The organism is Streptomyces sp. MspMP-M5, from assembly GCF_000373585.1.
Taxonomy (GTDB): Bacteria; Actinomycetota; Actinomycetes; order Streptomycetales; family Streptomycetaceae; genus Streptomyces.
On sequence record NZ_KB891854.1, the window covers coordinates 182,692 to 209,474 of the forward strand.

21 protein-coding genes are annotated in these 26,783 nt (G+C 73.2%); 13 read left to right on the forward strand and 8 right to left on the reverse strand.

Annotation, left to right across the window (positions count from 1 at the left end):
- Positions 1-61: 61 nt before the first annotated feature.
- The 3 genes from coaE to B073_RS0103985 all read left to right on the forward strand — a co-directional run bounded on the left by coaE (position 62) and on the right by B073_RS0103985 (position 1,749).
- Positions 62-652, forward strand: a complete 591-nt coding sequence (coaE, locus tag B073_RS0103975) for a dephospho-CoA kinase (RefSeq protein ID WP_018536794.1) — start codon at positions 62-64, stop codon at positions 650-652.
- 23 nt (positions 653-675) lie between these two features.
- Entirely contained in the window at positions 676-1,131 is a 456-nt protein-coding gene (locus B073_RS0103980; protein ID WP_018536795.1) for a cupin domain-containing protein, read from the forward strand.
- 207 nt (positions 1,132-1,338) lie between these two features.
- Positions 1,339-1,749, forward strand: coding sequence for a tetratricopeptide repeat protein (locus tag B073_RS0103985; protein WP_018536796.1), 411 nt, complete (start codon positions 1,339-1,341; stop codon positions 1,747-1,749).
- 57 nt (positions 1,750-1,806) lie between these two features.
- Here the strand turns inward: B073_RS0103985 and B073_RS39045 are convergent, their stop codons facing one another.
- Both B073_RS39045 and B073_RS0103995 read right to left on the reverse strand, forming a co-directional pair.
- Positions 1,807-2,112: a DUF6343 family protein gene (locus tag B073_RS39045; protein WP_051093912.1), complete on the reverse strand. Its 306-nt coding sequence runs from the start codon at positions 2,110-2,112 to the stop codon at positions 1,807-1,809.
- A gap of 46 nt (positions 2,113-2,158) precedes the next feature.
- Entirely contained in the window at positions 2,159-3,721 is a 1,563-nt protein-coding gene (locus B073_RS0103995; protein ID WP_018536798.1) for a UvrD-helicase domain-containing protein, read from the reverse strand.
- A 609-nt stretch (positions 3,722-4,330) separates the two neighbouring features.
- Here B073_RS0103995 and B073_RS0104000 point away from each other — a divergent pair.
- The 4 genes from B073_RS0104000 (at position 4,331) to B073_RS39055 (ending at position 13,321) form a co-directional block, all read left to right on the forward strand.
- Entirely contained in the window at positions 4,331-7,345 is a 3,015-nt protein-coding gene (locus B073_RS0104000) for a DEAD/DEAH box helicase (RefSeq protein ID WP_026247044.1), read from the forward strand.
- On the forward strand, positions 7,342-8,940 hold the full coding sequence (locus B073_RS42675; RefSeq protein ID WP_018536800.1) for an SWIM zinc finger family protein: 1,599 nt from the start codon (positions 7,342-7,344) through the stop codon (positions 8,938-8,940). Before B073_RS0104000 ends, B073_RS42675 begins: the two co-directional genes overlap by 4 nt.
- The gene (locus B073_RS48695) at positions 8,937-10,877 is read left to right on the forward strand and encodes a helicase-associated domain-containing protein (RefSeq protein WP_026247045.1); all 1,941 of its coding nucleotides are present in this window, start codon (positions 8,937-8,939) and stop codon (positions 10,875-10,877) included. The genes B073_RS42675 and B073_RS48695 overlap by 4 nt, the downstream gene beginning before the upstream one ends.
- 218 nt (positions 10,878-11,095) lie before the next feature.
- Positions 11,096-13,321, forward strand: coding sequence for an NB-ARC domain-containing protein (locus B073_RS39055; RefSeq protein WP_018536801.1), 2,226 nt, complete (start codon positions 11,096-11,098; stop codon positions 13,319-13,321).
- A 59-nt stretch (positions 13,322-13,380) separates the two neighbouring features.
- Here the strand turns inward: B073_RS39055 and B073_RS0104020 are convergent, their stop codons facing one another.
- From B073_RS0104020 to B073_RS46215, 3 genes are all read right to left on the reverse strand, one after another.
- The gene (locus B073_RS0104020; RefSeq protein ID WP_018536802.1) at positions 13,381-15,120 is read right to left on the reverse strand and encodes a CDP-glycerol glycerophosphotransferase family protein; all 1,740 of its coding nucleotides are present in this window, start codon (positions 15,118-15,120) and stop codon (positions 13,381-13,383) included.
- A gap of 432 nt (positions 15,121-15,552) precedes the next feature.
- Entirely contained in the window at positions 15,553-17,187 is a 1,635-nt protein-coding gene (locus B073_RS39060) for an NAD(P)/FAD-dependent oxidoreductase (RefSeq protein WP_018536803.1), read from the reverse strand.
- Positions 17,184-17,330 carry a hypothetical protein gene (locus B073_RS46215; protein WP_158690087.1) on the reverse strand — a complete coding sequence of 49 codons (147 nt, stop codon included), beginning with the start codon at positions 17,328-17,330 and terminating at the stop codon, positions 17,184-17,186. Before B073_RS46215 ends, B073_RS39060 begins: the two co-directional genes overlap by 4 nt.
- Positions 17,331-17,910: 580 nt before the next feature.
- On the opposite strand from B073_RS46215, the gene B073_RS0104030 reads away from it, so the two are divergent.
- From B073_RS0104030 to B073_RS0104050, 5 genes are all read left to right on the forward strand, one after another.
- Positions 17,911-18,855, forward strand: coding sequence for a quinone oxidoreductase family protein (locus B073_RS0104030; protein WP_018536804.1), 945 nt, complete (start codon positions 17,911-17,913; stop codon positions 18,853-18,855).
- A gap of 87 nt (positions 18,856-18,942) precedes the next feature.
- Positions 18,943-19,824, forward strand: a complete 882-nt coding sequence (locus B073_RS0104035) for an IclR family transcriptional regulator domain-containing protein (RefSeq protein WP_018536805.1) — start codon at positions 18,943-18,945, stop codon at positions 19,822-19,824.
- 106 nt (positions 19,825-19,930) lie between these two features.
- On the forward strand, positions 19,931-20,377 hold the full coding sequence (locus B073_RS0104040) for a hypothetical protein (RefSeq protein WP_026247046.1): 447 nt from the start codon (positions 19,931-19,933) through the stop codon (positions 20,375-20,377).
- Positions 20,378-20,418: 41 nt separating this feature from the next.
- Positions 20,419-21,060, forward strand: coding sequence for a uridine kinase (locus B073_RS0104045; RefSeq protein ID WP_018536807.1), 642 nt, complete (start codon positions 20,419-20,421; stop codon positions 21,058-21,060).
- Positions 21,061-21,232: 172 nt separating this feature from the next.
- Positions 21,233-21,694: a type II toxin-antitoxin system PemK/MazF family toxin gene (locus tag B073_RS0104050; protein WP_018536808.1), complete on the forward strand. Its 462-nt coding sequence runs from the start codon at positions 21,233-21,235 to the stop codon at positions 21,692-21,694.
- 33 nt (positions 21,695-21,727) lie between these two features.
- Here B073_RS0104050 and B073_RS0104055 read toward each other — a convergent pair whose 3' ends face one another.
- From B073_RS0104055 to B073_RS0104065, 3 genes are all read right to left on the reverse strand, one after another.
- Complete coding sequence (locus B073_RS0104055; protein WP_018536809.1) at positions 21,728-22,270, reverse strand: DUF1697 domain-containing protein; 543 nt, start codon at positions 22,268-22,270, stop codon at positions 21,728-21,730.
- 100 nt (positions 22,271-22,370) lie between these two features.
- The gene (locus B073_RS0104060; protein WP_018536810.1) at positions 22,371-22,970 is read right to left on the reverse strand and encodes a methylated-DNA--[protein]-cysteine S-methyltransferase; all 600 of its coding nucleotides are present in this window, start codon (positions 22,968-22,970) and stop codon (positions 22,371-22,373) included.
- 91 nt (positions 22,971-23,061) lie between these two features.
- Entirely contained in the window at positions 23,062-23,937 is an 876-nt protein-coding gene (locus B073_RS0104065; RefSeq protein ID WP_018536811.1) for a glycerophosphodiester phosphodiesterase, read from the reverse strand.
- Between the two features lie 492 nt (positions 23,938-24,429).
- Between B073_RS0104065 and uvrB the strand changes: the two genes are divergently transcribed.
- Entirely contained in the window at positions 24,430-26,568 is a 2,139-nt protein-coding gene (uvrB, locus tag B073_RS0104070; RefSeq protein ID WP_018536812.1) for an excinuclease ABC subunit UvrB, read from the forward strand.
- The last annotated feature ends 215 nt before the right edge of the window (positions 26,569-26,783 follow it).

Genomic DNA, 26,783 nt, shown 5'->3' on the forward strand with positions numbered 1-26,783 from the left:
GGCCGTGTGCGGGATGCCACCCGGGCGTTCTCCGGCAACGTCCGCCGTATAGCGTGGGGTCATGGTGAAGGTGGGGCTGACCGGCGGGATCGGTGCCGGCAAGAGCGAAGTGTCGCGGCTGCTGGCGTCGTACGGCGCGGTGATCGTGGACGCGGACAAGATCGCACGCGAGGTCGTCGAGCCCGGTACGCCCGGACTGGCCGCGGTGGTCGAGGAGTTCGGGGAGGACATCCTCGCCGCGGACGGCACCCTGGACCGGCCGAAGCTGGGCGCGCTGGTCTTCTCCGACCAGGAGAAGCTGAAGGCGCTCAACGCGATCGTGCACCCGCTCGTGGGCGCGCGGTCGGCCGAACTCGAGGCGTCGGCCGGACCGGACGCCGTGGTGGTCCACGATGTGCCGCTCCTGACGGAGAACGGCCTGGCGCCGCTCTACGACCTGGTCGTGGTCGTCGACGCGGCACCCCAGACCCAACTGGACCGGCTGGTACGGCTGCGGGGCATGGCGGAGGACGAGGCGGCACGGCGGATGGCAGCACAGGCCACCCGCGAGGAGCGGCTGGCCATCGCCGATCTGGTGATCGACAACGACGGTCCGCTGGAAGCGCTGGAGCCCCAGGTCCGCAAGGTCTGGGAGCGCCTGCGGGACGCCTGAGACCGGGCGGTAGCCTCACCGCCATGGCATCTACCACACCTACCGACCTCGACCCCAAGGCCGTCGGTACCGGGCCCGGCTCCGCCGCCGCGGAGCCCTTTCCGGCGGCCGGCCCCGCCGATGCTGCTCCTGCCTCCTTCGTGGTGAACGTCCCCGGACTCGCCGACACCGACCTGGAGCCGGAACCCCTCGACCCCGAACAGATCGTCTCCGGTGACCCGGTGGTGACCGGCAAGGTGCTGTGGGAGTCACCGGACGGCCGCCAGATCCGCGGCATCTGGCAGATCACACCGGGCGTGGTGACGGACACGGAGGCGAACGAGCTCTTCGTGGTCGTCGGCGGGCGCGCCACCATCGAGGTCGAGGGCGGCCAGGTCCTGGAGGTCGGGCCGGGCGACGCCTGCGTCCTGCGCGAGGGCGACCGCACACGCTGGACGGTGCACGAGACCTTGCGTAAGGCGTACCACATCAGCCTCTAGCCACGGATGCATCGGCGTCAGCGTGAGGGGCTGACGTCGGTGCGGGACGCGCCTCGGCAACGGGGCACCCGACGGCCGAGATCGCCGGACCGGGAATGCGGCACCGCACTCGAGTGTTCACGACGTGGTTGTTGCACCGCACAGACCGCGGTGCGGAGCATGGCCGTCCACGGCCTGCCCCGACGACCCCCGGAGAGGAGACGGTCCGTGCCCGAGCGCAGTCCCGAGACGCATGTCATCGACTACCGTGCCGCCGAGCAACTGCTGGCCGCCCGTGACCCGGGCGGTGCGATCCGGCTGTTGGATTCGGTCATCACCGCACACCCCGAGAACACCGCGGCGCGACTGCTGCGGGCCCGTGCCTTCTTTCTCTCCGCCCAACTCCGCCCCGCGGAGCTGGAGTTCCAGATCGTCCTGGAGCGCGAACCGGACAACGCTTTCGCGCACTTCGCCCTCGCCCGCACGCTGGAACGCGCCAGCCGTCCCGATGAGGCACTGCGGCACTTCCGCCTGGCGGCGGCCTTGGAACCCCGTCCGGAATTCCTGGAAGCCGCCCGCTTCGGCCCCGAGCGGGGAAACGGTGACCGCGCCGCCGGCCCGAACGACGGTGCTCCGTGACCGGGACGACCAGTGCCGGTGAGGCCGTCACCGCCCACCGCTGGTGACCGGCTGCGGCTACGGTCTGGAGTCGCGCCGCCGACCGGCGGTGTCACGTATCTCGTTGCGCCCTCGGTCGGGCTCGTAGGGCGGTATGTTCCTGCCGGGCTGGTAGTGCGGTCCCTGGTGGATGTGCCGGATCACCATGGCCAGGTCCGCGAGGGTCACCGCGGCCAGTGCGGCACAGGCGGCTGCCCACTGTGGCCGGCCGGCCATCACGAACGCCACGGCGCCGGCGACCGTCCACAGCAAGCCCCACAAGGCCAGCGTGAATCGCATGCGCAGTGGGCTGCGCGCGTGAAGAGGCTCATCACCTGTGCGCATGGCCATCCATCTCCCATCTCCAGCATCCTCCTGATCGTCACGTCCGTCACGTCTGTTGTGTGCCGTTGCGCTTCTCCCTTGCGGACCCGTTCTGTCGCCTTTCCCGCCCCGGCGGGGAGTTGCCTTGCGGGCGTGGGTCGCCGGCCGGGTGGGTGTTGATCCAGGACAGCCCACCGATGTCGAGTCGGGACCGGGCGCGGGTCACCGCCACATAGGCCAGGCGGGCCTCGTCGAGATCGACCGGGCCGGGCAGCGGTGTGCCGTCGTCGTCGCGCTCGTCGAGATCGTCGGGGCCGGTGAAGTCGTCGGCGATGCGCACGTCGGACCACTCGCGGCCCTTGGCGCGATGGGCCGTGGACACCGTGACCTCGGCGGACGCCTCCGGCGAGAGATGCTCCAGGGCCCGGAGCACGGCGTCCGCGCCGTGTTCGTCGATGAGCTCCACCAGGGGCAACAGGTCGCGTCCGGCCGGGTCGTACTCCGCGTACTCGCGGAGTTCGGACCAGCTCTCGAAGAGCATCAGCTCGGGATGCGCGGTGCGTCGGCCCGCGGCGAGGTCCTGCGCGGCGCGGGCCAGGGCGCTCAGCGGCTCACCGCCGCCCGCGAGCGCGACCGTACGGTCCGCCTCCAGCTGCCGTATCACCTCGACCATGGCGCCCACATTCGTCCGGCACAGGATCGCCTCGGGCCGGGGGAGCCGGCACAACTCGGTCTCCTGGTGGGGCGAACCCGTGAGGCGGATGGGGGCCTCGACGATCGCCAGCCAGCGGTTGGCCTCGGCGGCGAGCGCGGGCCCGAAACGGAAGGACCGGGAGAGGCTGAGATGGGTGCCGTCGAAGCCGGTCATCACATCGCGGGCACCGCGCCAGCCGTAGATGGCCTGCGCGGAATCCCCGACCAGGACCAGCTGTGCGTGATCGCGCTGCGCGGTGAGGACCTGTTCGACGACCGGGTTGGTGTCCTGCGCCTCGTCGAGGAGGAGGAAGTCCGCCGGGATGACGGGGTCGCTCAGTGCCCACATCTTGAGGTAGTGATCGTGCTCAAAGCGGACCACGCCGTGATCGGGATGGTGCAGATCGGCCCACGCTTTGCGGGCGTAGGGCAGGACGACGTCGGCGAGGTGGGCGTGCAGCGGCTCGGACTCGGCCCCGCGCAGCGGCGGGACGTGATGGTGGGCGATCTCCTTGTCGGCGGACTGGCAGAAGCGGGTGACGGTGCGCAAGACGGTGTAGGAGAGGGCCTTGTTGTTGACCTTGCGCGGGCCGATGCGTAAGCACCTGCCCTCCTCGATCCCGAGGGCGGCGCCGGTGCGCCAGCCTGCCTGACGAGGGGCGTTCAGGCGCGCTTGGTAGTGCCTGCCCACGGCTGTGTAGGCGAGGGCGTGGGCGGTTCCGCAGCTCACCTCGGCGGGGAAGGTGCGGGCGGCATGGCGGGCGACGGCGCGGTTGAAGGCGAGATAGCGGCCGGTGCGGCGCTGCCGGCGGGCAGTGTGCGCCAGCATCGCCAGGGTCGTCGTTTTGCCCGTGCCGGCACCGGCCTGGATCACGAGGTGCGCGCCGGTCGGAAAGGCTTCTGCCGCGGCGGTCTGCTCGGGGGTGGGGGTGTGCATGGGGGCTCCTGTCTGTGTCGTCGTTCAAGTGGGTTGTTGTCTTGGTTCGGCGTCCGTGCGGTATGTCTCCGTGCGGTGCGTTGCCGTGGTCACCTGACGGCAGCTTCCGCGAGCGATTTCGTTACTGACTGTAATCGAATCGGTGTGGACGCGAGTGGGGTTCACTCGGCCTGTGGATAACTTCGTCGCGAGGCGGTTGCGTGTCGCCTGTGAGGCTCCATCGGCGGGCCTTTGTGCTGGTCAGGTGGGTAACGGCGGAAGGTGTCGGTTGCGCTGCCGGGGGCGCGTGCGGGCTGGGTCGGCGGCGGCGCGCGGGGGATTGTCAGTGGCGTCTGCTTTCCTCGACATCACGCAGAGCCGCGATGGCGCGGACGGCTCGGAAGGTCGTAGGAGAGGGAAGCGCAGGAAGAGAGTGAGGGGTGCGGGCCGACCGGCCGGAGAGTGCGCCGTGACTGCTTGAGATCGCCGCGGCCGCCGGAGAACGACGGGGGAGACGACATGAGGACGACCGTAGACTCGCAGGTCGGGGGCTTAGCAGAAGGTGACTGGGCGCGACAGGCCCGGTGGGCGCCGTTACCGGCGTCGAACGATCCGATGGCAGGGGACGGCATGACGAGGTGGCAGGAGGCGTCGGAAAAGACGCCTCGGTCGTCCGTCACTCCTGCCCGCGGTGCGCCCGTGCCGGTGGGAAGAAGCGGCACGGCTGACGGCGGGGATGGTGACCGGGCCGCGGCGGTGTCGGCCTGTGCCGCGCTTTTCCTGCCCTCCCGGACGCCGCGTGCCGGAACGGTCGCCTTCTGGCGGCCGGACGGCGGGGCGCTCCCCCATGCCGCGGCCGGAGCGGCTGAGGCGGACGAGGGCCGGCAGACGGGGTCGCACGGCGAAATCACACGGCTGACCGTGGCCCGGCGCCATGGCGACGGCGCGCGGAGCCGTAGCGTGCCCGCACTGGTGCTTCCTTTGCCCGAGGCCGTTCCCCTGCTGGTCCGGGCGCGGTATGCACCGGAGGCCCACCCGGCCGCGGCCTGCTGGGGCGCGGCTACTCTGCATGCCTTGCACCTGGCCGCCCGGGGCCGGATCTTGCCGGGCCTGACCAGTGAGGACACCGACGCCTGGCGGGCCGGCCCGCTCGACCCGGACGACGTCGCGCACCTCCGGGCCATCACCGCCGCCATGCCGGCAGAGGCGTATGCGACACCCCTTCCCGGCAGCCGGCCGCTCCGGCTGCCCGATCCGGCCGACCTGGTAAGGGAGTTCGTGGACGCCGTCGTCGACACCCTGCCACGCACCCCGGCCGCCGCGCTGGTGGCCGGCGCCCCGTTCGCCGCGACGGCGCCGCAGCACCTTCCGGCCGCCCGGGAGTGGGCGAGCGAGGTCGCGGCCGGTACCGACGCCGGAGTGCGGCTCTCGCTCCGCCTGGACCTCTCCCCGTCCCGGCTCTTCGACACCACGGGGGCGGGTGTGGCCACGGAGGAGGGCGCAGGGAGTGAGACCGGGGGAGGGGTGGTGCCCGGGGATGGCGCCATCGAGGAGCGCCGAGCAGCGGCGGCCGTGCTCCAGGTCCACAGCCTCAGCGATCCGACGCTGATCGTCGATGCCCGCCAACTATGGGAAGGCGGGGCGCCCGACGCCTTCGGTGCGCGGTCCCGCGCCGGTGCACTCCTCGCGCTGCGCCGGGCCACCCGTGTCTGGCCCCCGCTCAGTCGCCTCCTGGAGCGCCCGGTACCCGACGTACTCCCGCTCAGCGAGGACGAGTTGTACGACCTGCTGGGGGAGGCGACCGGTCGCCTGGGTGCAGCCGGGGTCACCGTCCACTGGCCCAGGGAGCTGACCCGCGGCCTGACCGCGACGGCCGTGCTGCGTCCCGCGCCGGGCTCGGCTGCGGACGGCTTCGGATTCTTCGACGCCGATCAACTCGCGGAGTTCCGATGGCAGTTGGCCATGGACGGTGTACCGCTCGACGAGGCGGAGATGGACGCCCTCGCCGAGGCACACCGCCCGATGGTCCGACTGCGCGATCAATGGGCTCTCGTCGACCCCGAGCTGGTCCGCAAGGCACGTAAGCGCGAACTGGGCTATCTGGACCCGGCCCAGGCGCTCGCCGCGACGCTCGACGGCACCGTGGAGGTGGACGGCGAGGAGGTCGAGGTGGTGCCGCTGGGCGCACTCGCCGACCTGCGGGGCCGGCTCACCACCCGGGAGCGCCCGCTGCCCCAGCCGCCCGGGCTCCGCGCGACCCTGCGCGACTACCAACTGCGCGGCATGGCCTGGCTCGACACCATGGTCGCCACCGGAGTGGGCGGCTGCCTGGCCGACGACATGGGCCTGGGCAAAACCGTCACCGTCATCGCGCTCCACCTCCACCGGCGGCCCACCGCCCCCGTACTCGTCGTCTGCCCCGCCTCCCTGCTGGGCAACTGGCAGCGTGAGATCGAACGCTTCGCCCCCGGCACTCCCGTGCGCCGCTTCCACGGCACCGGCCGCAGCCTCGACGGCGTGGACGGCGGTTTCGTGCTGACGACCTACGGGACGATGCGCAGCAGCGCCGGTGAACTGGCCGGCCGCACCTGGGCATGGGTCGTCGCCGACGAAGCACAGCACGTGAAGAATTCGCGTTCCTCGACCGCCAAGGCGCTGCGCGCCATCAAGGCACCCGCGCGGATCGCCCTCACCGGCACGCCTGTGGAGAACAACCTCTCCGAGCTGTGGGCGCTGCTGGACTGGACGACCCCTGGCCTCCTCGGCCCGCTCAAGACGTTCCGGGCGCTGCACGCCCGGGAGGTCGAGGGCGGCGAGGACTCGCGGGCGGCGGAACGACTGGCCAGACTGGTGCGGCCGTTCATCCTCCGCCGCAGGAAGTCCGACCCCGGTATCGTGCCCGAACTCCCGCCCAAGACCGAGACCGACCACCCGGCGCCCCTGGGGCGCGAACAGGCCGCGCTGTATCAGGCGGTGGTCCGCGAGACCCTCGCCCGGATCGAGGGCGCCGAGGGCATGGCGCGGCGCGGCCTGGTGATGAAGCTGCTCACCGCCCTCAAGCAGATCTGCAACCACCCCGCGCAATACCTCAGGGAGGCCGCCCCGGGCCTCGCCGCGCGCTCGGGGAAGCTCGAACTGCTCGACGAACTCCTGGACACCATCCTCGCGGAGGACGGCGCCACACTGGTCTTCACGCAGTACGTCGGGATGGCACGGCTGCTCGAACGCCATCTCGCGGTCCGGGGCATTCCCCACCAACTGCTGCACGGGGGCACGCCGGTGGCCGAACGGGAGAGGATGGTCGACCGCTTCCAGGAGGGCCGGACGCCGGTCTTCCTGCTGTCGCTGAAGGCGGCCGGGACGGGGCTGAATCTCACCCGCGCCGGACACGTCATCCACTACGACCGCTGGTGGAATCCGGCGGTGGAGGAGCAGGCAACCGACCGTGCGTACCGCATCGGCCAGACCCAGCCCGTCCAGGTCCATCGGCTGATCACCGAAGGCACCGTGGAGGACAACATCGCCCAGCTCCTCACCGCCAAGAAGGCCCTCGCCGACGCGGTGCTCTCCGGTGGCGAGAGCGCACTCACCGAGCTGACCGACGCCGAACTCGCCGATCTCGTCTCCTTGAGGAGCACCCGATGAGCCCCGAGCCGATGAGCCCCGGGCGGCGGCACCGGGCTGCCGGCTCCGGGAGAGCCGCGGCGGCGGATCGACTGGTCCGCGCCGACCGTTCGCGCACCTTCCCGCCACTGCCGCGCCCCGACGGCGCGGACGGGCCCTACGCGGCGTCCTGGTGGGGCCGTGCCTGGCTGGAAGCACTGGAGAGCAGTGCGCTCGATGCCGCCCGCCTAGTCCGCGGCCGGGACTACGCCCGCGACGGCCATGTCGACACGATCAACGTCACCCCGGGCCGGGTGATCGCCACCGTGCGGGGCAGCCGGCCTCGCCCGTACAGCGCCGAGGTACGCATCAGGACGCTCGGCGAGCAGGAGTGGGAAGCCCTGCTGGACGGCGTGGCCGCCCGCCCCGAGCGGCTCACCGCGCTGCTGGGCAAGGAGTTGCCCCGCGCGCTGGCCGAGGGGGACGTGTCGCTGCTGCCGGGGCCGGAGGAGCTGGTGCCCCGGTGTTCCTGCCCGGACAGCGGCCGGCCTTGCAAGCACGCCGCCGCGCTCTGCTTCGAGGTGGCCCGGTTGCTGGACGCCGACCCCTTCGTCCTGCTGCTGCTCCGCGGCCGGGGCGAGCGGGAGCTCCTCGACGAACTGGCCCGCCGTAATGCCGGCCACGACTCGCGGGAAAGCCGGGTGCGGGCCGCGCTTCTGGCTGTGAGGGCACCCGGGAACGGAGGCTCCGCTTCGGCAGCGATGTCGGTATCCACGTCGGCACCGGTAGCCACGCCGGGATCGGCATCGGCGTCGGCACGGGCGTCGGCACGGGCTTCGGCATCCGGGGACGCCGTGGCGACGGCGTTCGCGTCGCCCTCGGTGCCGGGGGCCACAACCCTCTCTGCGCCCCGGCCCCGAGGGGCCGTTGGCAGCGAGGGGGAGGCCGTGTCCGTGGCGACCGCCCCCGGTGGCGTCCTCGCCCGCCAGGCCCTCGCCCACCGGGCCCGGCCGCAGCTGCCGCCGCCCATGACGGTGCCCGCGCGCCCCGGTCAACCGCCGGCCCTCCCGGACACCGCCGGCCTCCCGTTCGACGCAGCGACCCTCGAACTCCTCGCCGGCGACGCCGCGGCACGCGCTCACAGTTGGCTGTCCGCCACCGGACCCGACAGAGAGGCCGGACCGGGCGGCCCGGGCCCGTTCGCGACGCTGCCTCCCTGGGAGGACGCCATCCGTCTGGCCGCGACCGCCCACCCCACCGCCGGGCTGACGGCCACCACCCGTGCGCTCTACCGCGAGGTCGCGGCGGCGACCGGCCGTACTCCCGCGGACATCGCGCGTTCCGTCGCCGCGTGGCGGCAGGGCGGCGCCGAAGGACTCGCCCTCCTGGAACGCACCTGGAACCCCCCGGCCGGCGACTTCGACCGGGCCCGCAGCGCCCTCCTGGCCGCCGGTCTGCCGGCGCTGCGTCCGCACGGCAACCACCTCACCGACGCCGGCCGCGGCATCCAGCTGCGCTTCGGCCGAGACCGCCGCTGGTACCCCTACGAATCCGAGCCCGGAGCCGCCGACTGGTGGCCCACCGGCCCCGCGTCCCCGGACCCCGTGGGCGCCCTGAGCACCCTGCTGGCACGATGACTAACCTCAAGGCCGTGGAAGGTCTCGACGCACTCACCCGCTCCCTCGCGCAGCGCACCCCCGAACAGCTCGCCGCGCTCCTCACCCGCCATGCCGAGCCGCTCGCCCGCCGGCCCGCGCCCACCGAACTCCGCGGCCTGGCCGGTGCGTTGTGGTCCTACGAAACCCTCCACCACGTAGTGCTGCACCTCGATCACCCGCGACTGCAGGTGCTCGCCGCCACCGCCCGCACCAGCCAGCAGCGCGCCGCCCGCGACGCCGCCGTGCCCGCCGCCCCCGTCCCGGGCGCCGACTACCAGTCCCTGATGGCCCACCGGCTGTCCTTCCCGCAGCTGGCCAGCGAACCGGTCCATCCCGAGGACATCCATGCGGCGCTCGGCACCGCCGCCCCCGGACCCGCGCGGACCGCGGCCGAAACCGCCCTCGACGCACTGTGCGCCGACGGCCTCGCCGCCCCCGCGGAGGACGGCTCCATCGTCGTGCCGCCCCGTATCCCGCAACTCCTCGCAGCCCACGACCTGGGCCCGTTCGCACCGCACGCCCCGGCGCCCGTTCCCGACGGCGCCGCACCGCACGACGGCCGCCCCGGCGCCCCCGCCGTGCCCGCCCCGCAGACCTCGCCGTCCGACGAATCCCAGGCGGCCGCGGCGCACCTGGCCACCGCCGTCGAGCGGCTGCTCGCCTCCCTGGCCAACGAGCCCGCCACGCTGCGCAAGTCCGGCGGTCTGACCGTCCGCGAGGTCAAGCGCCTGGCCAGGGCGGCCGGCACCACCGAACCGCACACCCGACTCCTGCTCGATCTCGCCCTGGCCGCCGGCCTGATCGCGCTGACCCGCAGCCCGTCCGGGATCACCGCGCTGCCCACCCACGCCTACGACGACTGGCTGGCCCGCCCTCCCGGCGCCCGCCTCGCTCCCGTACTGGCCGCCTGGTACGCCCTGTGGGACATCCCCACCCACACCCCGTTCGGTGAGACGCCGACCGCCCTGGTCCGCGGCCACGACCGGCACGCCCCCGCGCTGCGGCACGCCCTTCTCGCCGCCCTGGCCGACGTCCCACCGGGCACCGGCTCGGTACCCCCGCCCCTGCCCCTCCCGGATTCGCCGGAGGACGAGGACGCGCTCGCGCCCCTCCGCCACCTGCTCCGGACGGCGGATTGGTACCGACCGCTCGCCGTCACCGCGCAGCCGATGGCCGAGGAGCGCGCAGCGCACACCCTCCACGAGGCGGCCTACCTCGGGCTCACCGCCCATGGCACCCTCACCCCGCTGGGCCGGGCCTTGCTCGCCGACCCGACGGACCTCGACGAGCCGCTCCGCGACCTGCTCCCGCCACCCGTCGAACGAGCCCATTTCCAGGCCGACCTGACCGCCGTCGTGCCCGGCCGCCCCGCTCCCGAGCTCGCCGGGCTGCTCGCCGCCGCGGCCGACCGGGAGTCCGAGGGCCACGCCGTGACCTGGCGCTTCACGCCTGGCTCGGTCCGCCGCGCACTGGATTCCGGTCACACGGCCGACACCCTCCGCGACGCACTCACCGCCGCCTCGGCCACCGGCACCTTGCCGCAGCCCCTCGGCTACCTCATCCAGGACACCGCCCGCACCCACGGCCGGATGCGGGTCGTGCCCGCCGCCTGTTGTGTCCGCTCCGACGACGAGGTGCTGATCGCCGAACTCGCCGCCCACCACGCCCTGCGCGAGCTGGAACTGCGCACCCTTGCCCCGACCGTCCTGGTCAGCGCCCGCCCGCCGGCCGCCACTCTGGACGCCCTGCGTGCCGCGGGCTACGCCCCCGCCCTGGAGTCCGACACCGGCGCCGCCACCGTCGAACGGCTCCCCAGCCACCGCACGGCGGCGCCCGGCCCCACCCGCGATCCGCAGGCCACCCTCGCCCTCGCCCAACGCCTCCTGGGACAGCGGTCGGAGCGGACGGAGCGGTAGGAGAGTGCGACGAGCGGAGCCGTCTGATCCGCCTCGTCGCCCCCACCCGTCTGTCATCGACCGGTGGTCGATCACTGACCGAAACTCATCGCTATGGATCGATGGTGACCGGTTTGTGGCGCCGAGGCGTCCGCGCGAACCACCGCCGTGCCGCGTTGTCAGTGGCGTCAAGTAGCGTTTTTCGTGTAGGGAGTCGATCGATGTGGGGGGGAGCCGACATGGGGGACAACGGTGCGGACGTCGGACGCGTCCGGAACGATTTCAGTGGGACCGCACACGGCCCGGTGATCCAGGCCGGGGTGATCCACGGCGATCTGCGCTTCGAGATGCCGCGGCGGGAGCGTCCGGTGCCACGGCAGGTGCCGGCCGCGCTCCGGCAGTTCGTCGACCGGGAGCCGGTGCTGGCAGAGATTGACGGCTGGGTGGGCGACGCCGGCGGTCTGGCGGTGCTCAGCGGCCTGCCCGGAGTGGGCAAGAGCGCGACCGTACGGAGATGGGCGGAGGGGGAGCGCGGCCGCTTCCCCGGCGGCGAGTTCTACATCGACTTCGCCGAGCTGCGGGCGCAGAGGGGCGGCGATGTCTCGGCCGGGGTGAGCCACTGCCTGCGCGCACTCGGTGTCGAGGACGAGTATCTGCCCGGCACCCTGGGCGAATTGACGGCCCTGCTGCGCAGCCGGACGGCAGACGACCGGGTGCTGATGGTGCTCGACGACGTGACCGAGCCGGCGCAGGTACGGGCGCTGATCCCGGGTGCTCCGGGTAGCGTCGTCCTCGCGACCAGCCAGTCGAGGCTCGGGGAACTGCTCCGCGAGGGCGCCCGCCTCATGTCGCTCGAACCACTGTCGCCGGAGCACGGGCTGGAGTTGCTGCGGGCGCTGTGCGGGGAGGAGCGCATCGCCGCGGGCGACGAGGACGCGGCACTGCGCATCGTGGACAGCTGCGGTGGGCTGCCGGTGGCGCTGCATGTCGCGGCCGCGCGACTGGTGATGCATCCAGGTTTGCGGGTCGCCGCGCTGGCCGATGAATTGGCCGACGACCGGCGTCGGTTGGAGGCCCTGCGCCAGGGAGGGGAGCGCCCGGTGTCCGCTGTCTTCGGAGTGGCCTACGCGGGGCTGCCCGCACCCGCCGCCCGGCTCTACCGACTGCTCGGCCTGCATCCCGGCCGCCGCTGGGACGCCGCATCGGCCGCCGCGGCAGCCGGGACGACCGTTGCCCACACGGCCGAGCAGCTCGACGTCCTGGAGGCCGCGAGCCTGGTCACGGTGGCCGCGGACGGGCGCTACGAGTTCCACGACCTGGTGCGCCTGCACGCCCGTGAGCAGGCCGTCCAGGAGGACGACGAGGCCGCGCGCACCGCGGTCGTGGCCCGCGTCGTCGAGCATCTGCTCACCCGCGCCGCACAGGCCGATCTCGCCGTCATGGGCCGCCGGATGCGTATCGGGACGTATACGGAACGGCTGGGGGAGGCGGACCGCGCCACCGCCTTCGGCGACCGACAGCAGGCGCTGGACTGGCTGGACGCCTGGCGCGCCGAGCTGCTGTCGGCCCAGCAGACCGCCGCGGACCACAGATGGCACCGCCAGGTCTGGGAGCTGGCCGAGGCGCTCACCGCGCTCTTCCTCAACCGCCGCTACCTCAACGACTGGGTCAGAAGCGGCGACTTGGGCGTCCGCCATGCCGCGGCGGACGGCAACCCCGCCGCCGAGGCCCGGCTGCGCACCCTGCTGTCCCGTCCCCTGATGGACCGCGAGGAGCTGCGCCGCGCCCGCAGGGAACTGGAAACCGCCGTCGCCCGTGCTGACGAGTCCGGCCACACTCTGCTCCGCGCCTCCGCCCGCGAGTTCTACGGCCGCTACTGGGACCGCTGTGACCCGGTCCGCGCCGTGGCGACCTACGAGGAGGCGATGGTCCTCTACCGCGCCGCGGGTGACGACCGCGGCATCGCCATCGGCCGTTACTTCATGGGCTGCGCCCAGCACGCCGTCGGCAGCACCGAGGAGGCCCGGGCCACCCTCGAAGGGGCCTACGACGGGTTCATGGCCATCGACGACCGTCGGATGGGCGCCCGCGCACTGGCCGCCATCGGGGGCGTGCTCCGCGACCTCGGGCGGCCTGCGGAGGCCGTTGCCGCGCTGGAGGAGGCCGGTGCCATGCTCCGCGAGCGCGGAGCCGTCCACTACGAGGCGCAGGTGTGCGAGACTCTGGCCGAACTCGCCGAGCAGCGCGGTGATCACGAGCGGTGGCGGCGCCATCTGATGCGCGCCCTGGAGATATACGAGGCGGGCGGCGGCCCGCGCGCTGTGGAGCTGCGTCGCAGACTGACGGAGACCTCGGCCGGTGCGCAGGGCCGGAACGGTACGAGCGGCGGAGAAGGCGCCGGCCATACCGACACCGACACCGATGCCAACACCGACACGGACACCACCGACGGCAGCTCGGGGTAGTACCGACGGCGTGGCGCCGGCGGGCATCTCCCCACGGCGGCTGTCCGCGAGTGGGCCCGTCAGCCGGCGGGGCGTGGCCCGGTCGCTCGCCAGGTGAGGCGGAGCACCACATCCTCGGTACGGCCGCCGAGGGCGAGGGTGGCGAAGCCTTCCAGCGGGTGCCGGGCGCGCAGGCAGGCGTAGACGACGGCGGCCAGGACGGCGGCGTCGTCCAACCGGCCGGTGGCGGAGACCTCGACGGTCCGGCCGTCGCGCAGCCCGGCCCGGCAGCCCCGGCCCGCGACGGTGACGGCGGCGAGCAGACAGCCGGGATAGCGGGCGAAGGTGTCGTCGATCCACCGGTCGGCGCCCACGGCGGTACCGGCCGCGGTCCGGCGGACGAGGACGGAGGCGCTCTCCGGCCACTGCCGGTCCCACTCGTCGTCGGCACAGGACAGATGGCGGAACGGGCCCTCGGGAGTATCGCCCTGGGTGTCGGAGGAGAAGCCGGCGACGGCGGCGGGGAAGCGTTCGACGGATATCCGGGCGCCGGAGGGGCCGCCGGCGCCCTCGGAGAGGGAGGTGTGGACGTAACAGGCGGTGGCCGGTCCCGTTTCCGGGCGATCCTGGGGGACGGGTGGCTCCGGGGCACGGCGCGGAGGTGGCGGGCCGACCGGCTCGGGAAGGCCCAGCAGGTCATAGATGGCGGTGCGCAGGAGCCGCAGGGCCCGGCCCTGCGCGGCGAAGGCGCTTTCACCGACCTTGCGCACCCGCTCCATGGTGTCGTCGCCGGCCGTTCCGGCCAGGTCGAGCACCCGCTCGATCTGCGGACGCAACGGTTCTTGGGGGAGCAGCCGCGGGGCGATCCGGCCCAGCTCGGCCATGGGCGTGTCGGCGACGGCCTCGTCGTCGCCGAACGCGCCGAGCAGCAACGGCGTGCCGAGCGCCGCGCCGTAGAAGGTGACCGACCCGTGGTCACCGATCAGCAGGTCGGCGGCGAGCAGGGTGGCCTGCCAGCCGGCGGTCGGCGGGATCGTCAGCAGCCCGGCGTCGTGCGCGGAGTCGAGGTGCGAACGGAGGGAGTATCCGCCGTGGGCGGAGGTGATGTTGGGGTGGGTGATCAGTGCAACGGCGTAGTCGTCCAGGGGGAGTTCGGCGAGCAGGCGGGCCGGGAGGGCGGGGTCCCGGCCCAGGGCCGAGTGATCGCGCCAGGTCGAGCTGATCATGATCAGGCGCCGCCGGTCCGTGAGGCCGAGCGCCCGGCGGTAGCGGTCCCGCAGCTCCCGCCCGTCGAGCAGCGCGTCGTAGCAGGGGTCGCCGACGAGCAGGGTGCAGCCGGAGGTGGCGGGGTGGGCGGCGGCGAGTTGGGCCGCCTGGTCCGGGTGGGAGACCGCGAGCCGGGCGCGGCCACTGCGCAGCAGCGTGTCCGGGACGACACCGGCCAGTCGGTCGCGGTCGCTGCGGGAATCGGGGACGACCTTGTGAAAGCCGACCCCGTGCGGCAGTACCAGCACCGGGCAGGTGTGGTGCCCGGCGGTGAGATCCGCGTTCTCGGTCGCCGTGATGATCAGGTGAGGGGAGATCCGGGTGAACTGGTGCCAGGGCAGCACCCGGGCGCCGACCGAGCGCAGCAGGGCATGGACGCCGTCGTTGAAGGCGGAGCTGGGATCGAAGGCGAAGACCAGGTGGAGACGCGGGTCGTTGCGCAGGACCGGGCGGAGGACGTCGAGGACCCGGACCGTCGAGGTGACGGTGCGGGCGATGACGACGACCAGCCGCTCACCGGGGAACGTCTGCCAGCGCTCGGGATCGTCCCCCACGGGTACCCGCAGCGGAGGCAGCAGCCCATGGGTGGTGTCAGCCGTCTCCGCGCACGCGCACCCACCCGCACAGCCGCCGACCCCAGCCCCAGCCCCTGGTTCGCGGTTCGCGGTTCGCGGTTCGCGGTTCGCGGTTCGCGGTTCGCGGTTCGCGGTTCGCGGTTCGCGGTTCGCGGTTCGCGGTTCGCGGNGGTTCGCGGTTCGCGGTTCGCGGTTCGCGGTTCGCGGTTCGCGGTTCGCGGTTCGCGGTTCGCGGTTCGCGGTTCGCGGTTCGCGGTTCGCGGCCAGTGTGCGTTGTAGCGCGCGTCACCTTTTTCCGCAACCCCCTGGTGGTGACGATCGCCCGTGGCCGCGCCGCCGGCGATCGGAGATGTATACCTGGCGCCCACCGTAATTCAGAGCCGGCGCTGTGCCGGGACCAGGGCCGGGGTCTCAGTCCCCGCCGGGCTTCCGGCGGCCGCCGTTGAGCCGTCGTCGGCGCAGCGATGCGGCGCCGAAGCCGAGGGGGCGGGGCAGTCGGCGGGGCGTCTGCTCGGGGCCGGGGCCGCCCGGCGCGGCCGAGGGCGGCGGCGCCGTGAGCGCGGCGGCGGAGGGCGTGAGCGGGGACGGCAGGGCGGGCGGGGTGCCCGGGGCATCGGGCTCCGGTGACCGTACCGCGGACGACGGCGTGGCGGATGCCGGTCGCGGGGCGAGCGGGTGCGGCGGATGGGCCACCGGGGCAGCGGGCCTGACCACGTCCACGTAGGCGCGGCAGACCGGGGGCAGGCCGGTGGTGGGGACGCGTAACCCGCTCATGGCGCCGTGCACGACGCGCGTGGCCAACGACGGCCGCAGTGCACCGGGACGCGGGGACGGCGGCAGCTCCGCCCCGGTGGCCAGCGCCCACGGTGCCTCGACGAGACCGCCGATGACACGCTGCACCCGGCGGCCCAGCGCGGGGTCGTCCAGGCCATACCGCCGCAGCGCCGTGCGGAGCGCGGCGGCGCCGTGCGCGGCGAGGGACAGGCCCTGCCCGGAGTCCGGGGTGACCGAGGCCACCGCGCCGCCGAGGGCGAGGAACCCGGAGGGCCAGCTGGGCAGTTGCTCGTAGCGGTGGCGGCGGCTGGAGGTGTCGCGGGTCAGTCGTACCTCGCTCAGCGGCTCGGCGTCGGCGATGAGGTCCCCGATGGACGTGTGGATGCGGCGGGCGAACGGCACGAAGCGGTCGGCGCGTTCGGACGGCCGCTCAGTGCCGTTGCCGCCGGTGAGGGTGACCAGCCAGCGCCCGTGCTCGATCGGGACCAGGGTCGCGGTCCGCGCGGCCGGGAGCAGGGACGCCGGCGACGCGTTGCCGCCACCGGCGGCGCCGACCGGACAGCAGTCCGAACGGGCGGTGAGCACCGGGCAGTTCTCGTATCCGGGCGGTGTACGGAAGATGCGGGTGGCACTGACGATGCCGGCGTCCCGGACGTCCTCCGGCGCGGCCGGCAGGCCGAGCGCCGCCAGCCGGTCCGGGGTGGTGGACGAGCGGCCGGTGGCGTCGACCACGAGATCGGCGTCCAGGCGGTACGTTTCACCGCTGGTGGTGTCGCGGACCCACACCCCGGTGACGTGCTCGGCGGTGCCGGTCAGCCGCTCCGCCTCCGTGCCGTCCAGGACCGACACCCCAGGGAGGGCCGGCACCTGCTCGCGCACGACCCGGTCGAGCAGATCGCGGGAGCAGGCGAACACCTGCCGCGTACGGACCCGGCGAGCGGGCCGGCCGGGCTGCAGCGGACCGGCGGCCTCCGACGGCATCGCGAGCCGGTGGGCGCCCGCGGCCAGCCACCGTTCGACCGTGCCGGGCAGCAGGCTCTCCACGACCCGGGCGCCGTCCGACGCCAGCAGGTGGGTGTGCCGCGGCTGCGGAAGATCCGTGCGTAACGCGGGCGTACGGGACAGCCGTTCCCGCTCGACCACGATCACGTCGGCGTACGCGGACAGTGCCGCGGCGGCGAGCATGCCCGTGAAGCCGCCGCCGAGCACCACGGCGAGGTACGGGTGCGTGAACTGGAGCCCGGCGCTGGTCGTTCGACTCGACGCGTTCATGGGCGGTCCCTTTCTCGGCGGTGGCGCGCGAATCCCCGGCCGGGCCGGGCCGCCTCCAGAAAGGGCGGTGCGGCGTACGGCCGGGAGTGGCGGCGCGCGGCGGCGATGACGGCGTCGGCGGCGTCGGTGACCCGTGCAGTCAACGACGGCAGGGAAGCAGACGCGGTTCGCAGGATGCGCAGAGGCGCCGGCGGAAGAGGCAGAGCCCGTTGCGGGTCCCGGCAGGCCGGCGCGAACGCCGGCCTGCCGCCCCCCGATTTCCCCATCATGATTCCCCCTCAGGCCGTGTCCGCCCCGGCGCGGCCCGGGCCCCGTCCTCCGCCACTCCCCGCCCGGTTCACCGGGTGGGGCGGGCCGGCACCGCTGCCTCGCGCGCTGTGCTCTGCCCTTGGGAACGCGGCCGTCGGCTCTCGTCAACGGCGGACACACGTCCGGATCGTAGGCGGCGTCGATCACTTCCGGTAGCCGAAGCCGAGTGAGGGATGTGTGGGAGCCACCCGCCGTATACCGCCCGGTAGATCCACGCCAAAACGTCCCAATGGGTATGAACCGAACCGAACTTTTCTCGCGACACGAGAAAACTCCCGGGAAACCGGGGTGCCAGGGGGGCCACCGCGCCCAGAAAGTCCGAAGGGTTGGCGCGAAATGATCGGGAGGCGGCGCTCCGACCGGCGTCGTGCCTACCCTGTGCGGGCACCGCACCGGAGAATCTGAGGGAGAGTCGTGCGCGCGATCGTGATGCGAGAATTCGGCGACCCGGACGTGCTCCGCCTGGAGGACGCCCCCGAGCCGACGCCCCGCGCCGGGCACGCGCTCGTCGACGTGAGGCTGGCGGGTGTCAACTACGCCGATGTGCACGTCCGCGGCGACACCTACCTCGCGCCGGTCGAACTGCCGTACATACCCGGCAACGAGGTCGTCGGAACCCTCGACGGCGGCCGGCGGGTCGTCGGGCTCACCCGAGGCGGCGGCTACGCGGAACGGGCCCTGCTGCACCGCCGCGTCACCTGGGACGTGCCCGACACCGTCGGCGACGAACAGGCGGTCGCGCTGGCCCTCCAGGGCAACAGCGCCTGGCACCTGCTCTTCACCGCGCTGCGCCTCAGCGAGGGGGAGAGCGTCGTCGTCCCGGCCGCGGCGGGCGGGGTCGGCACACTCGCCGTCCAGCTCGCGGCGCGGGCCGGCGCGAAGGTCATCGGCCTCGCCGGCTCCGAGGCCAAGCGCCGACTGGCCCTGGAACTGGGCGCGCACGCGGTCGTCGACTCCACCGCCGAGGACCTCACCGAGCGCATCCTGGACGCGGCCGGCGGCCCGGTCGACACGGCACTGGAGATGACCGGCGGCGCCACCTTCGCCCGGACCCTGGCTGCCGTCGCGCCGCGCGGCCGGCTCGCCGTCTACGGCTTCGCCGGCGGCGAGTTGGCGAACGTGTCCACCCGGGAGCTGATGGAGCGCTCCCTCACCGTCTCCGGCTTCTGGCTGCCCCAGCTCTACGCGGACCGGACGGCACTGCAGACCTCCATGCGGGCGCTGTTCGGCGCCGTCGCCGACGGCTCCCTCAGGACACTGACCGGCACCACCTACGCGCTCGGGGAGGCGGCGCGGGCCCACCGCGACCTCGCCGCCCGCACCCCGACCGGGAAACTCGCCCTCGACGTCACCCGGTGACGCGGGTGCCCTCGGGGGCGGGGCACCGAGCCCCGCACACGCCGTGCGCCTTCGGGCGCGGACCACTGCCAGGAGAGAGAGCACACGATGGGCCAACGCACCGCAGCGTCGCAGGCCACGGCTCCGGAGGCCGCGCAGCACACCGGCCGGGCCTCCAGGAGCGCGGCCTCCGGCGGCTCCCGGACGTCCGGGTCCGGTCATGCCGAGCGGGTCTTCCTCGTCCAGACCGCCTTCGCCGAACTCGGCGGGTCCGCCCACGGGCCCGGTGAGATCGCGGAGTTCACCGGCCTGGACGACTCCGTCGTCTACCGCATCCTGCAATCCGGCATCTACCAGCGGATCTTCGAACGGGTGGACCGCGGCCTCTACCGGTTGCGGACCTCGGCCGCCCAGCTCGCCTTCACCGCCCTCGACCACCGCCTCGACGGTGCGCAGACGGTCCTGAGCGACCTGCGCGAGGCGACCGGCAACGGGCTGGCGTTCCTCTACATGGTCGCGCCGTTCTCCGGCGCGCAGCGGCAGTGCGTCGACATGGCCGTCGGCGACTCCGACCTCGCCGAACTGGGCATGACCCCGCGCGATGTGCTGTCCGTGACCCGCTCCCTGCGCACCGGCGCCTCTGGGCGCACCATCCTCGCCTACCTCCCCGAGGTCCTCCAGCAGCGCGTACTGGCCGAGCCCGTGCCCGAACAGGCAGGGCCCGGTGTCTACCGGGACAACGACGCGCTGCTGGCCTCCCTGGCGGAGGTCCGCGACCTCGGCCACGCGGTCGGCTACGAGGAGTGCATGGCCGGCTGGAACTCCTGCGCCGCACCGATCATGTGGGACGGGGCCATCATGGGCGCGGTGCTGCTGCTCAAGCAGAAGACCGTGATGCCGGAGGTCCCCCGGAGCGTCATCGAGGCGACGAAGGAGGCGGCGGCCGTGCTCAGCCGCTACGGAGCCGCCCGGCCGGCCATGGAGAGCTGAGTCCGGATCACGGCGCAGCCCGGCCCGAAAGCTGTGCACGAGGCGATTCGCCTCTCTACTGTGACACCACGTGCGACACCGCGCGCACGACGGCCGAGGGGGTCCGATGGAAGCAGAGTTGGTGGCGCTGGCCACGACCGGGGCGACGACGCTGGTGCAGCAGATGGCGACCGAGGGCTGGGGCGCGCTCCGCCGGCGGATGGCGGCCCTGCTCGCCCGGCGCCGCGGCGCCGACGAGGAGGAGGTCGGCCGCGAGCTGGACGAGACACACGCCGAGGTCGTCAACGCCCAGGAGGCCGGCGATGAGTTGGCGGTCCAGGACGCGGTCGGGCAGTGGCGGATCGAACTGCGGCGGCTGCTCTCCGAGGACCCGGCCGCGGCGGACGAACTGCGCCGGCTGCTGGACGAGGTGGCGCCCCGGCGCGACCAGGGTGCCACCGTGCGGGACGTCCACAACACCGTCAGCGGCGGGGTGAACGGCATGGTGGTGCAGGCCGGCATCATCGCGAACGTCCACCCCGGTGGCCAGCCCGGCGGACCGCACTCCCGCTGACCGCCGGCGCCCGACGCCCGCCGACGGGGCAGAATGGGCGGGTGCGGCTCGAAGCGATCACCTGGGAACGGCTCTCCGACGCACTCGCCGCGCGCATCGACGCGCTGACCGCGCACGACGGGAGCCCCTGGCTGCGGGTGGCGGTCGACGGGGCTCCCGCCGCCGCCCCCGGCGACCTCGCCGGGCGGCTCGCCGAGGCACTGCGGCTCCGGGGGCGGGCGGTGCACATGGCCGACACCCACGGCTTTCTGCGGCCCGCTTCGCTGCGCCTGGAGTACGGCCACGAGGACCCCTACGCCTACCACGACGAGTGGTTCGACCGGCGGGCCCTGTGGCGCGAGGTCTTCCAGCCGCTGGAACCGGGCGGCACCGGGCGGGTGCTCCCGGACCTGTGGGACCCGGAGGCCGACCGGGCGACCCGCAGCCCCTACGTGGAACTTCCGCCCGGCGGCGTGCTGTTGCTGCACGGTCCGCTGCTGCTCGGGCATTGGTTCCCCTTCGATCTCTCCGTGCACCTGAAGCTGTCGCCGGGGGCGCTCGCCCGCCGTACGCCGGAGGACCAGCGCTGGACGCTGCCGGCGTTCGCCCGCTACGAGGCCGAGACCCGGCCGGAGCAGGCGGCGGACGTCGTCGTACGCGCCGACGATCCCCGCCGGCCGGCCTGGAGCGGAGCGACCGGCTGAGCCGTCCGCTGAGAGGTACCTCGTGATCTTGGACATGACGGTCCTTTCCGGGCGGCCTCGGCGACCGTCCCCCGCTGTGAAAAACCGTACGACCGACCACTGACAATCGACCGGAAACGCCCCAACGCGGGCCGCTGAGCAGCGTGTTCACCGCTGCCGGTAGCGTGCGGGGATGACCGCATCGTTCTACGCAGCAGATCCGCATCCGCCCCTGCCCGGCAGCCAGGGGCCCACCGCGACCGCGGAGATACCGCCGCGCGTCGTCGGCGCCGTCGCGATGACCTACGCCCCCGACCCGGACGGCGACCCGGACCCCGGCGAGATCGTCTGGACCTGGGTCCCCTTCGAGGAGAACGACGGGCGCGGCAAGGACCGGCCGGTGCTGGTGGTGGCCCGGGAGGCGGCCGGGACGCTGCTGGCCGTGCAGCTGTCGAGCAAGCGCCACAACGACGACCGGGACTGGGTGGCGATCGGCGCGGGCCCCTGGGACCGCGCGGGGCGCGACTCCTGGGTCGCGATGGACCGGGTGCTGCGGGTCCACCCCGACGGTATGCGGCGGGAGGCGTGCGCGCTCGACCGGGGCCGATTCAACCTCGTCGCCAACCGGCTGCGGGAACTCCACGGCTGGCGCTGAGGGGCCGCCGTCCCGGACACGCCGTCCGGGAGATCAGGCGTCGGCCAGCGCCAGCAGCGTGGTGACGGTGTTCCAGTTGCGGGCGGTGGCCGTCACGCCGAGCCGGGCGCGGCCGACCGCCTCGGCGAGCCTGGAGCGCCCGACGCCCTGCGGGCACCACAGATACAGCTCGCGGCCGAGCAGCCGGAACCGGTCCGGCGCGTACGCCGCCTCGTCGAGCGCGTCCAGGCCCGCGGTGTCCGCCGGCGCCTCGGCCAGGAACGTCACATGCAGCGTCCTGGGCTCCGGCACGGCGGCCGGGAACGGGTTCCCGGCGACGGTGGCGGCCAGCTCGTCGCGGGTCCGTACGAGCACCGGTACCGTCAGGCCCAGCTCGGCCGCGATCCGCTCCTCGAACCGCCGGGCGGTCTCCTGCGGCGGCACCCCCGGATCGGCGAAGACGATGTTGCCCGTCTGCAGGAGGACGGAGACGTCGGACAGCCCCAGGGAACGGGCCAGCTCCAACTGGTGGGCCTTGGGGAAGCGGTTGTGGCCCCCGACGTTGATGCCGCGGAGCAGGGCGATCTGACGGGACATGCGCGGCCCTTCATGGACGGTGCCGGCCGGCGGGACGGAGCCGCGGCGACAGGGACGGGGAACGGACGGGACACGACCGGGGGCGGAGCGACCGCGGTGCTCAGAACAGGGGAGCGGGCAGCACGCCCTCCAGGGCCAGCAGCAGCCGCTTGGCCTCCAGGCCGCCGCCGAAGCCGCCGATCCCGCCGTCGCTGGCCACGACCCGGTGGCAGGGCACGACCACGGGGAGCGGGTTGGAGCCCATCGCGGCGCCCACCGCGCGGGCCGCGCCCGGCTCCCCGACCCGGTCGGCGAGGTCCTGATAGCCGACCACGCTGCCGTACGGGACGTCGTCGGCCAGCGCGTGCAGCACCCGGGCGTTGAAGCCCCCGGACAGGGACCAGTCCAGGGGGACGGTGAAGCTCCGCAGCTCACCGGAGAAATAGCGGGACAGCTCGGCGGCGGCCGTCGCCAGATGAGGTGTCTCCGGGACCGGCGGCCCGCCGAAGGCGCCCTCCAGACGGGCCAGTGCCCGCCGGGTCACCCGCTCACCGGCGTGGAAGACGACCTGTACCAGGCCCTCCCCGGTCGCCGCGAGCAGCAGTGGGCCGATCGGGGTATCGATGCGCCTCCAGGCCCAGTCGCGGCGGGTCGGGCGGGCCGCCTCCGGGGCGGCGTCCGGCGCCGGGGCCGACTCTGGGCCGTGCTCTGCGTTCGTCACGTGTCCAGCGTAGGACGGGCCACTGACAACGTGGCGGGCAGCGGGCCACGGCCCCGCCGGACCCGCTCCTCGCCCGCAGTGCCGGGGGTGGTCAGGAGCCGCCCCCGTTGAGCGCGTCGCGCACCACGTCGGGCTTGTTGCTGATGATCCCGTCGACCCCCAGGCCGGCGATGCCGACCGCGCCCTTGGCGTCGTCGACGGTCCAGGTGTAGACCTCCAGCCGCCGGTGGTGCGGGCCCCGGAGTCCGTGCACCGCCTTCACGTACTTCCGGGTGACGGCGGTGTGCGGAGCGTTGATCTGATCGCAGTAGGCGGCGTACTTGGGCAGGTCGGCGACCGTGGGGCTGCCGAGGAAGCCCGTCTTGACCGCCGGGTCCAGGTGGTGGAACTTCTTGATCGCGTCGGCGTTGAAGCTCTGGACGATCAGGCGGCGCCGGATGTGCCCGCTGTCCAGCCAGCCGTCGCGGCGCAGCTCCCGGACCGCCTGCCGCTCGATACCGGGATAGAGCTCGGGGTTCTTCAGCTCCATCAACAGCTTCTGGCCGTTGTCCTCGACCTCCTCCAGATACTCCTCCAGCGTCGGCACCCGTTCGCCCTTGAACCGGGAGCCGAACCAGCTGCCGGCATCCAGCTTCTCGATCTCCCGGAGCGTGAAGTCGCCGACGTTCCACGGGGAGCGGTCCGGGAAGACCTTCTTGACGTTGGTCGTCCTCGCCAGCGAGGTGTCGTGCAGGACGACCAGCTCGCCGTCCTTGGTGCGCTGGACGTCGTTCTCGACCCAGGAGATGCCGAGCCGGTCGGCCGCGTCCACCGAGGCGAGGGTGTTCTCGGGCGCGTACGCCGCGGCGCCGCGATGGCCGACCACCACAGGATGATGCCCTGCGGCCTGGGCGCCGGAGGCGGGCACGGCGAGCGCGGACAGACCCATGAGGGCACCGGTGACGGCGACGACGTGGCGGATACGCATACGGACTCCTCGTGACGTCGTGGAGGTGAGCTGACGTGAAGTGAGGTGAACGGGGCGGACGGACGGAGCCTCGCAGCCGGGCCGGAGCGGGAGCCGGACGTGCGGTGGCCGGGCGTGGAATGAGAAGTGGCCGGTTTCCGTGCGGAGCGTCGTAGTTGCAGGATGCCCGGAATGGCCGTGCAGCAGACGTACGTCCCGACGTCGTCCAACTTGCCGGAGCCACGGCATCCGCGCATCTTGACCGACGATGAGTCACCCGTCGCGCAGTTGACCGTTTTTGCCGGACGTGACCGGGGCATACCGCCCTACCCGGCCTCGACGGCTTCGGGCCGCCGGGCCGCCCGGGCCCGGCCGCCGCGGGCGGGCTGCCGGAACACCCGCCGCCGGACATGGCCCGCCCGCCGCGCCCCGCCGCCCCGGCGGCCCCCGGAAAGCCGCAGGTCAGGGCCGATGCGGCACGCATTGTCAGTGGCGAGTCGTACGGTGGATCCCATGCGGCCCGTTTCACAGATCGAACGCACGGTGGCGCCCTTCGAGGTCGTCAGCTCCTACAAGCCCAGTGGCGACCAGCCGGCGGCCATCGCCGAGCTGGACCGCCGCATCCGCGGTGGTGAGAAGGACGTCGTCCTGCTGGGTGCGACCGGCACCGGCAAGTCGGCCACCACCGCGTGGATGATCGAGAAGCTCCAGCGCCCGACGCTGGTGATGGCGCCCAACAAGACCCTCGCGGCCCAGCTCGCCAACGAGTTCCGCGAGCTGCTGCCCAACAACGCCGTCGAGTACTTCGTCTCGTACTACGACTACTACCAGCCAGAGGCGTACGTCCCGCAGTCCGATACGTACATCGAGAAGGACTCCTCCATCAACGAGGAGGTCGAACGCCTGCGCCACTCCGCGACGAACTCGCTCCTCACCCGGCGCGACGTGGTCGTCGTCGCCTCGGTGTCCTGTATCTACGGCCTGGGTACGCCCCAGGAGTACGTCGACCGCATGGTGCCGCTCAGGGTCGGCGACGAGATCGACCGCGACCTGCTGCTGCGCCGCTTCGTCGACATCCAGTACACCCGCAACGACCTGGCGTTCACCCGGGGTACCTTCCGGGTCCGCGGCGACACCATCGAGATCTTCCCGGTCTACGAGGAGCTGGCCGTCCGGATCGAGATGTTCGGCGACGAGATCGAGGCGCTCTCCACCCTGCACCCGCTCACCGGCGAGGTGATCAGCGAGGACCAGCAGCTCTACGTCTTCCCCGCCAGCCACTACATCGCCGGACCCGAGCGCATGGAGAAGGCCATCGCCGGGATCGAGGCGGAGCTGGCCGACCGGCTCGCCACCCTGGAGAAGCAGGGCAAGCTGCTGGAGGCCCAGCGGCTGCGCATGCGCACCACCTACGACATCGAGATGATGCGGCAGATCGGCTCGTGCTCGGGCATCGAGAACTACTCGATGCACATGGACGACCGCGAGCCGGGCTCGGCGCCCAACACCCTCCTGGACTACTTCCCGGACGACTTCCTGCTGGTCGTCGACGAGTCGCATGTCACCGTCCCGCAGATCGGCGCCATGTACGAGGGCGACGCCTCCCGCAAGCGCACCCTCGTCGACCACGGCTTCCGGCTCCCGTCCGCGCTGGACAACCGGCCGCTGAAGTGGGAGGAGTTCCTGGAGCGGGTCGGCCAGACCGTCTACCTCTCCGCGACGCCCGGCCCGTACGAGCTGTCCCGCAGCGACGGCTTCGTGGAGCAGATCATCCGGCCGACCGGCCTGGTCGACCCGGAGGTGGTGGTCAAGCCCACCGACGGCCAGATCGACGACCTGGTGCACGAGATCCGCAAGCGCACCGAGAAGGACGAACGGGTCCTGGTCACCACCCTCACCAAGAAGATGGCCGAGGACCTCACCGACTACTTCCTGGAGCTCGGCATCCAGGTGCGCTATCTGCACAGCGACGTGGACACCCTGCGCCGTGTGGAGCTGCTGCGCGAGCTGCGGTCGGGCGAGTTCGACGTGCTCGTCGGCATCAACCTCCTCCGGGAGGGCCTGGACCTCCCGGAGGTCTCCCTGGTGGCGATCCTGGACGCCGACAAGGAGGGCTTCCTGCGCTCCGGCACCTCCCTGATCCAGACCATCGGCCGAGCGGCGCGCAACGTCTCCGGTCAGGTGCACATGTACGCCGACAAGGTCACCCCGGCGATGGCGAAGGCCATCGAGGAGACCAACCGCCGCAGGGAGAAGCAGCTGGCGTACAACAAGGCGAACGGCATCGACCCGCAGCCGCTCCGCAAGAAGATCGGCGACATCGTCGCCACCCTCGCCCGTGAGGAGATCGACACCCAGGAGCTGCTGGGCACCGGCTACCGCAAGGCCGGCGACAAGGAGGGCAAGGCCAAGGCACCGGTCCCGGCACTCGGCGGCAAGGCCGGGAAGGCGGCCAAGGGCAAGGGCGGCAAGGGCACGGAGACGCTGACGGACCGTCCCGCCGCCGAACTCGCCGAGACCATCGAGGAGCTGACGGAGCGGATGCGGGCGGCCGCCGCCGAGCTGCAGTTCGAGGTCGCCGCCCGGCTCCGGGACGAGGTCGGCGAGCTGAAGAAGGAGCTGCGCCAGATGAAGGAGGCCGGACTGAAGTAGGCGGCGGGGCATCGGCGGCCCACTCCGGGGCACCGGCGGGTGAGGGGCGCGGAGCCGCCGGGCCGACAGCAGGTCCGTCACCCGGGCGTGTCGCGGCTCCGCCACGGAAGGGGGGCTCGGCGCGCCCCGGACGGGTCAGGTGCGTAGGGTCGGGAGCAGCCGCCCGACCATTGGTCACCGCACCGGTCGGCGGGAGTGGTGAGGTGGCGCCGCGG

Bases quoted from the DNA above. Each gene is read 5' to 3' on its own strand.
- B073_RS0103980 (WP_018536795.1), top strand. From the start codon at position 676: ATGGCATCTACCACACCTACCGACCTCGACCCCAAGGCCGTCGGTACC.
- B073_RS0104050 (WP_018536808.1), top strand. From the start codon at position 21,233: ATGACCGCATCGTTCTACGCAGCAGATCCGCATCCGCCCCTGCCCGGC.
- B073_RS0104035 (WP_018536805.1), top strand. From the start codon at position 18,943: ATGGGCCAACGCACCGCAGCGTCGCAGGCCACGGCTCCGGAGGCCGCG.
- B073_RS39055 (WP_018536801.1), top strand. From the start codon at position 11,096: ATGGGGGACAACGGTGCGGACGTCGGACGCGTCCGGAACGATTTCAGT.
- B073_RS42675 (WP_018536800.1), top strand. From the start codon at position 7,342: ATGAGCCCCGAGCCGATGAGCCCCGGGCGGCGGCACCGGGCTGCCGGC.
- uvrB (WP_018536812.1), top strand. From the start codon at position 24,430: ATGCGGCCCGTTTCACAGATCGAACGCACGGTGGCGCCCTTCGAGGTC.
- B073_RS0104040 (WP_026247046.1), top strand. From the start codon at position 19,931: ATGGAAGCAGAGTTGGTGGCGCTGGCCACGACCGGGGCGACGACGCTG.
- B073_RS0104055 (WP_018536809.1), bottom strand. From the start codon at position 22,270: ATGTCCCGTCAGATCGCCCTGCTCCGCGGCATCAACGTCGGGGGCCAC.
- B073_RS0103995 (WP_018536798.1), bottom strand. From the start codon at position 3,721: ATGCACACCCCCACCCCCGAGCAGACCGCCGCGGCAGAAGCCTTTCCG.
- B073_RS0104000 (WP_026247044.1), top strand. From the start codon at position 4,331: ATGACGAGGTGGCAGGAGGCGTCGGAAAAGACGCCTCGGTCGTCCGTC.
- coaE (WP_018536794.1), top strand. From the start codon at position 62: ATGGTGAAGGTGGGGCTGACCGGCGGGATCGGTGCCGGCAAGAGCGAA.
- B073_RS39045 (WP_051093912.1), bottom strand. From the start codon at position 2,112: ATGCGCACAGGTGATGAGCCTCTTCACGCGCGCAGCCCACTGCGCATG.
- B073_RS39060 (WP_018536803.1), bottom strand. From the start codon at position 17,187: ATGAACGCGTCGAGTCGAACGACCAGCGCCGGGCTCCAGTTCACGCAC.
- B073_RS48695 (WP_026247045.1), top strand. From the start codon at position 8,937: ATGACTAACCTCAAGGCCGTGGAAGGTCTCGACGCACTCACCCGCTCC.
- B073_RS0104065 (WP_018536811.1), bottom strand. From the start codon at position 23,937: ATGCGTATCCGCCACGTCGTCGCCGTCACCGGTGCCCTCATGGGTCTG.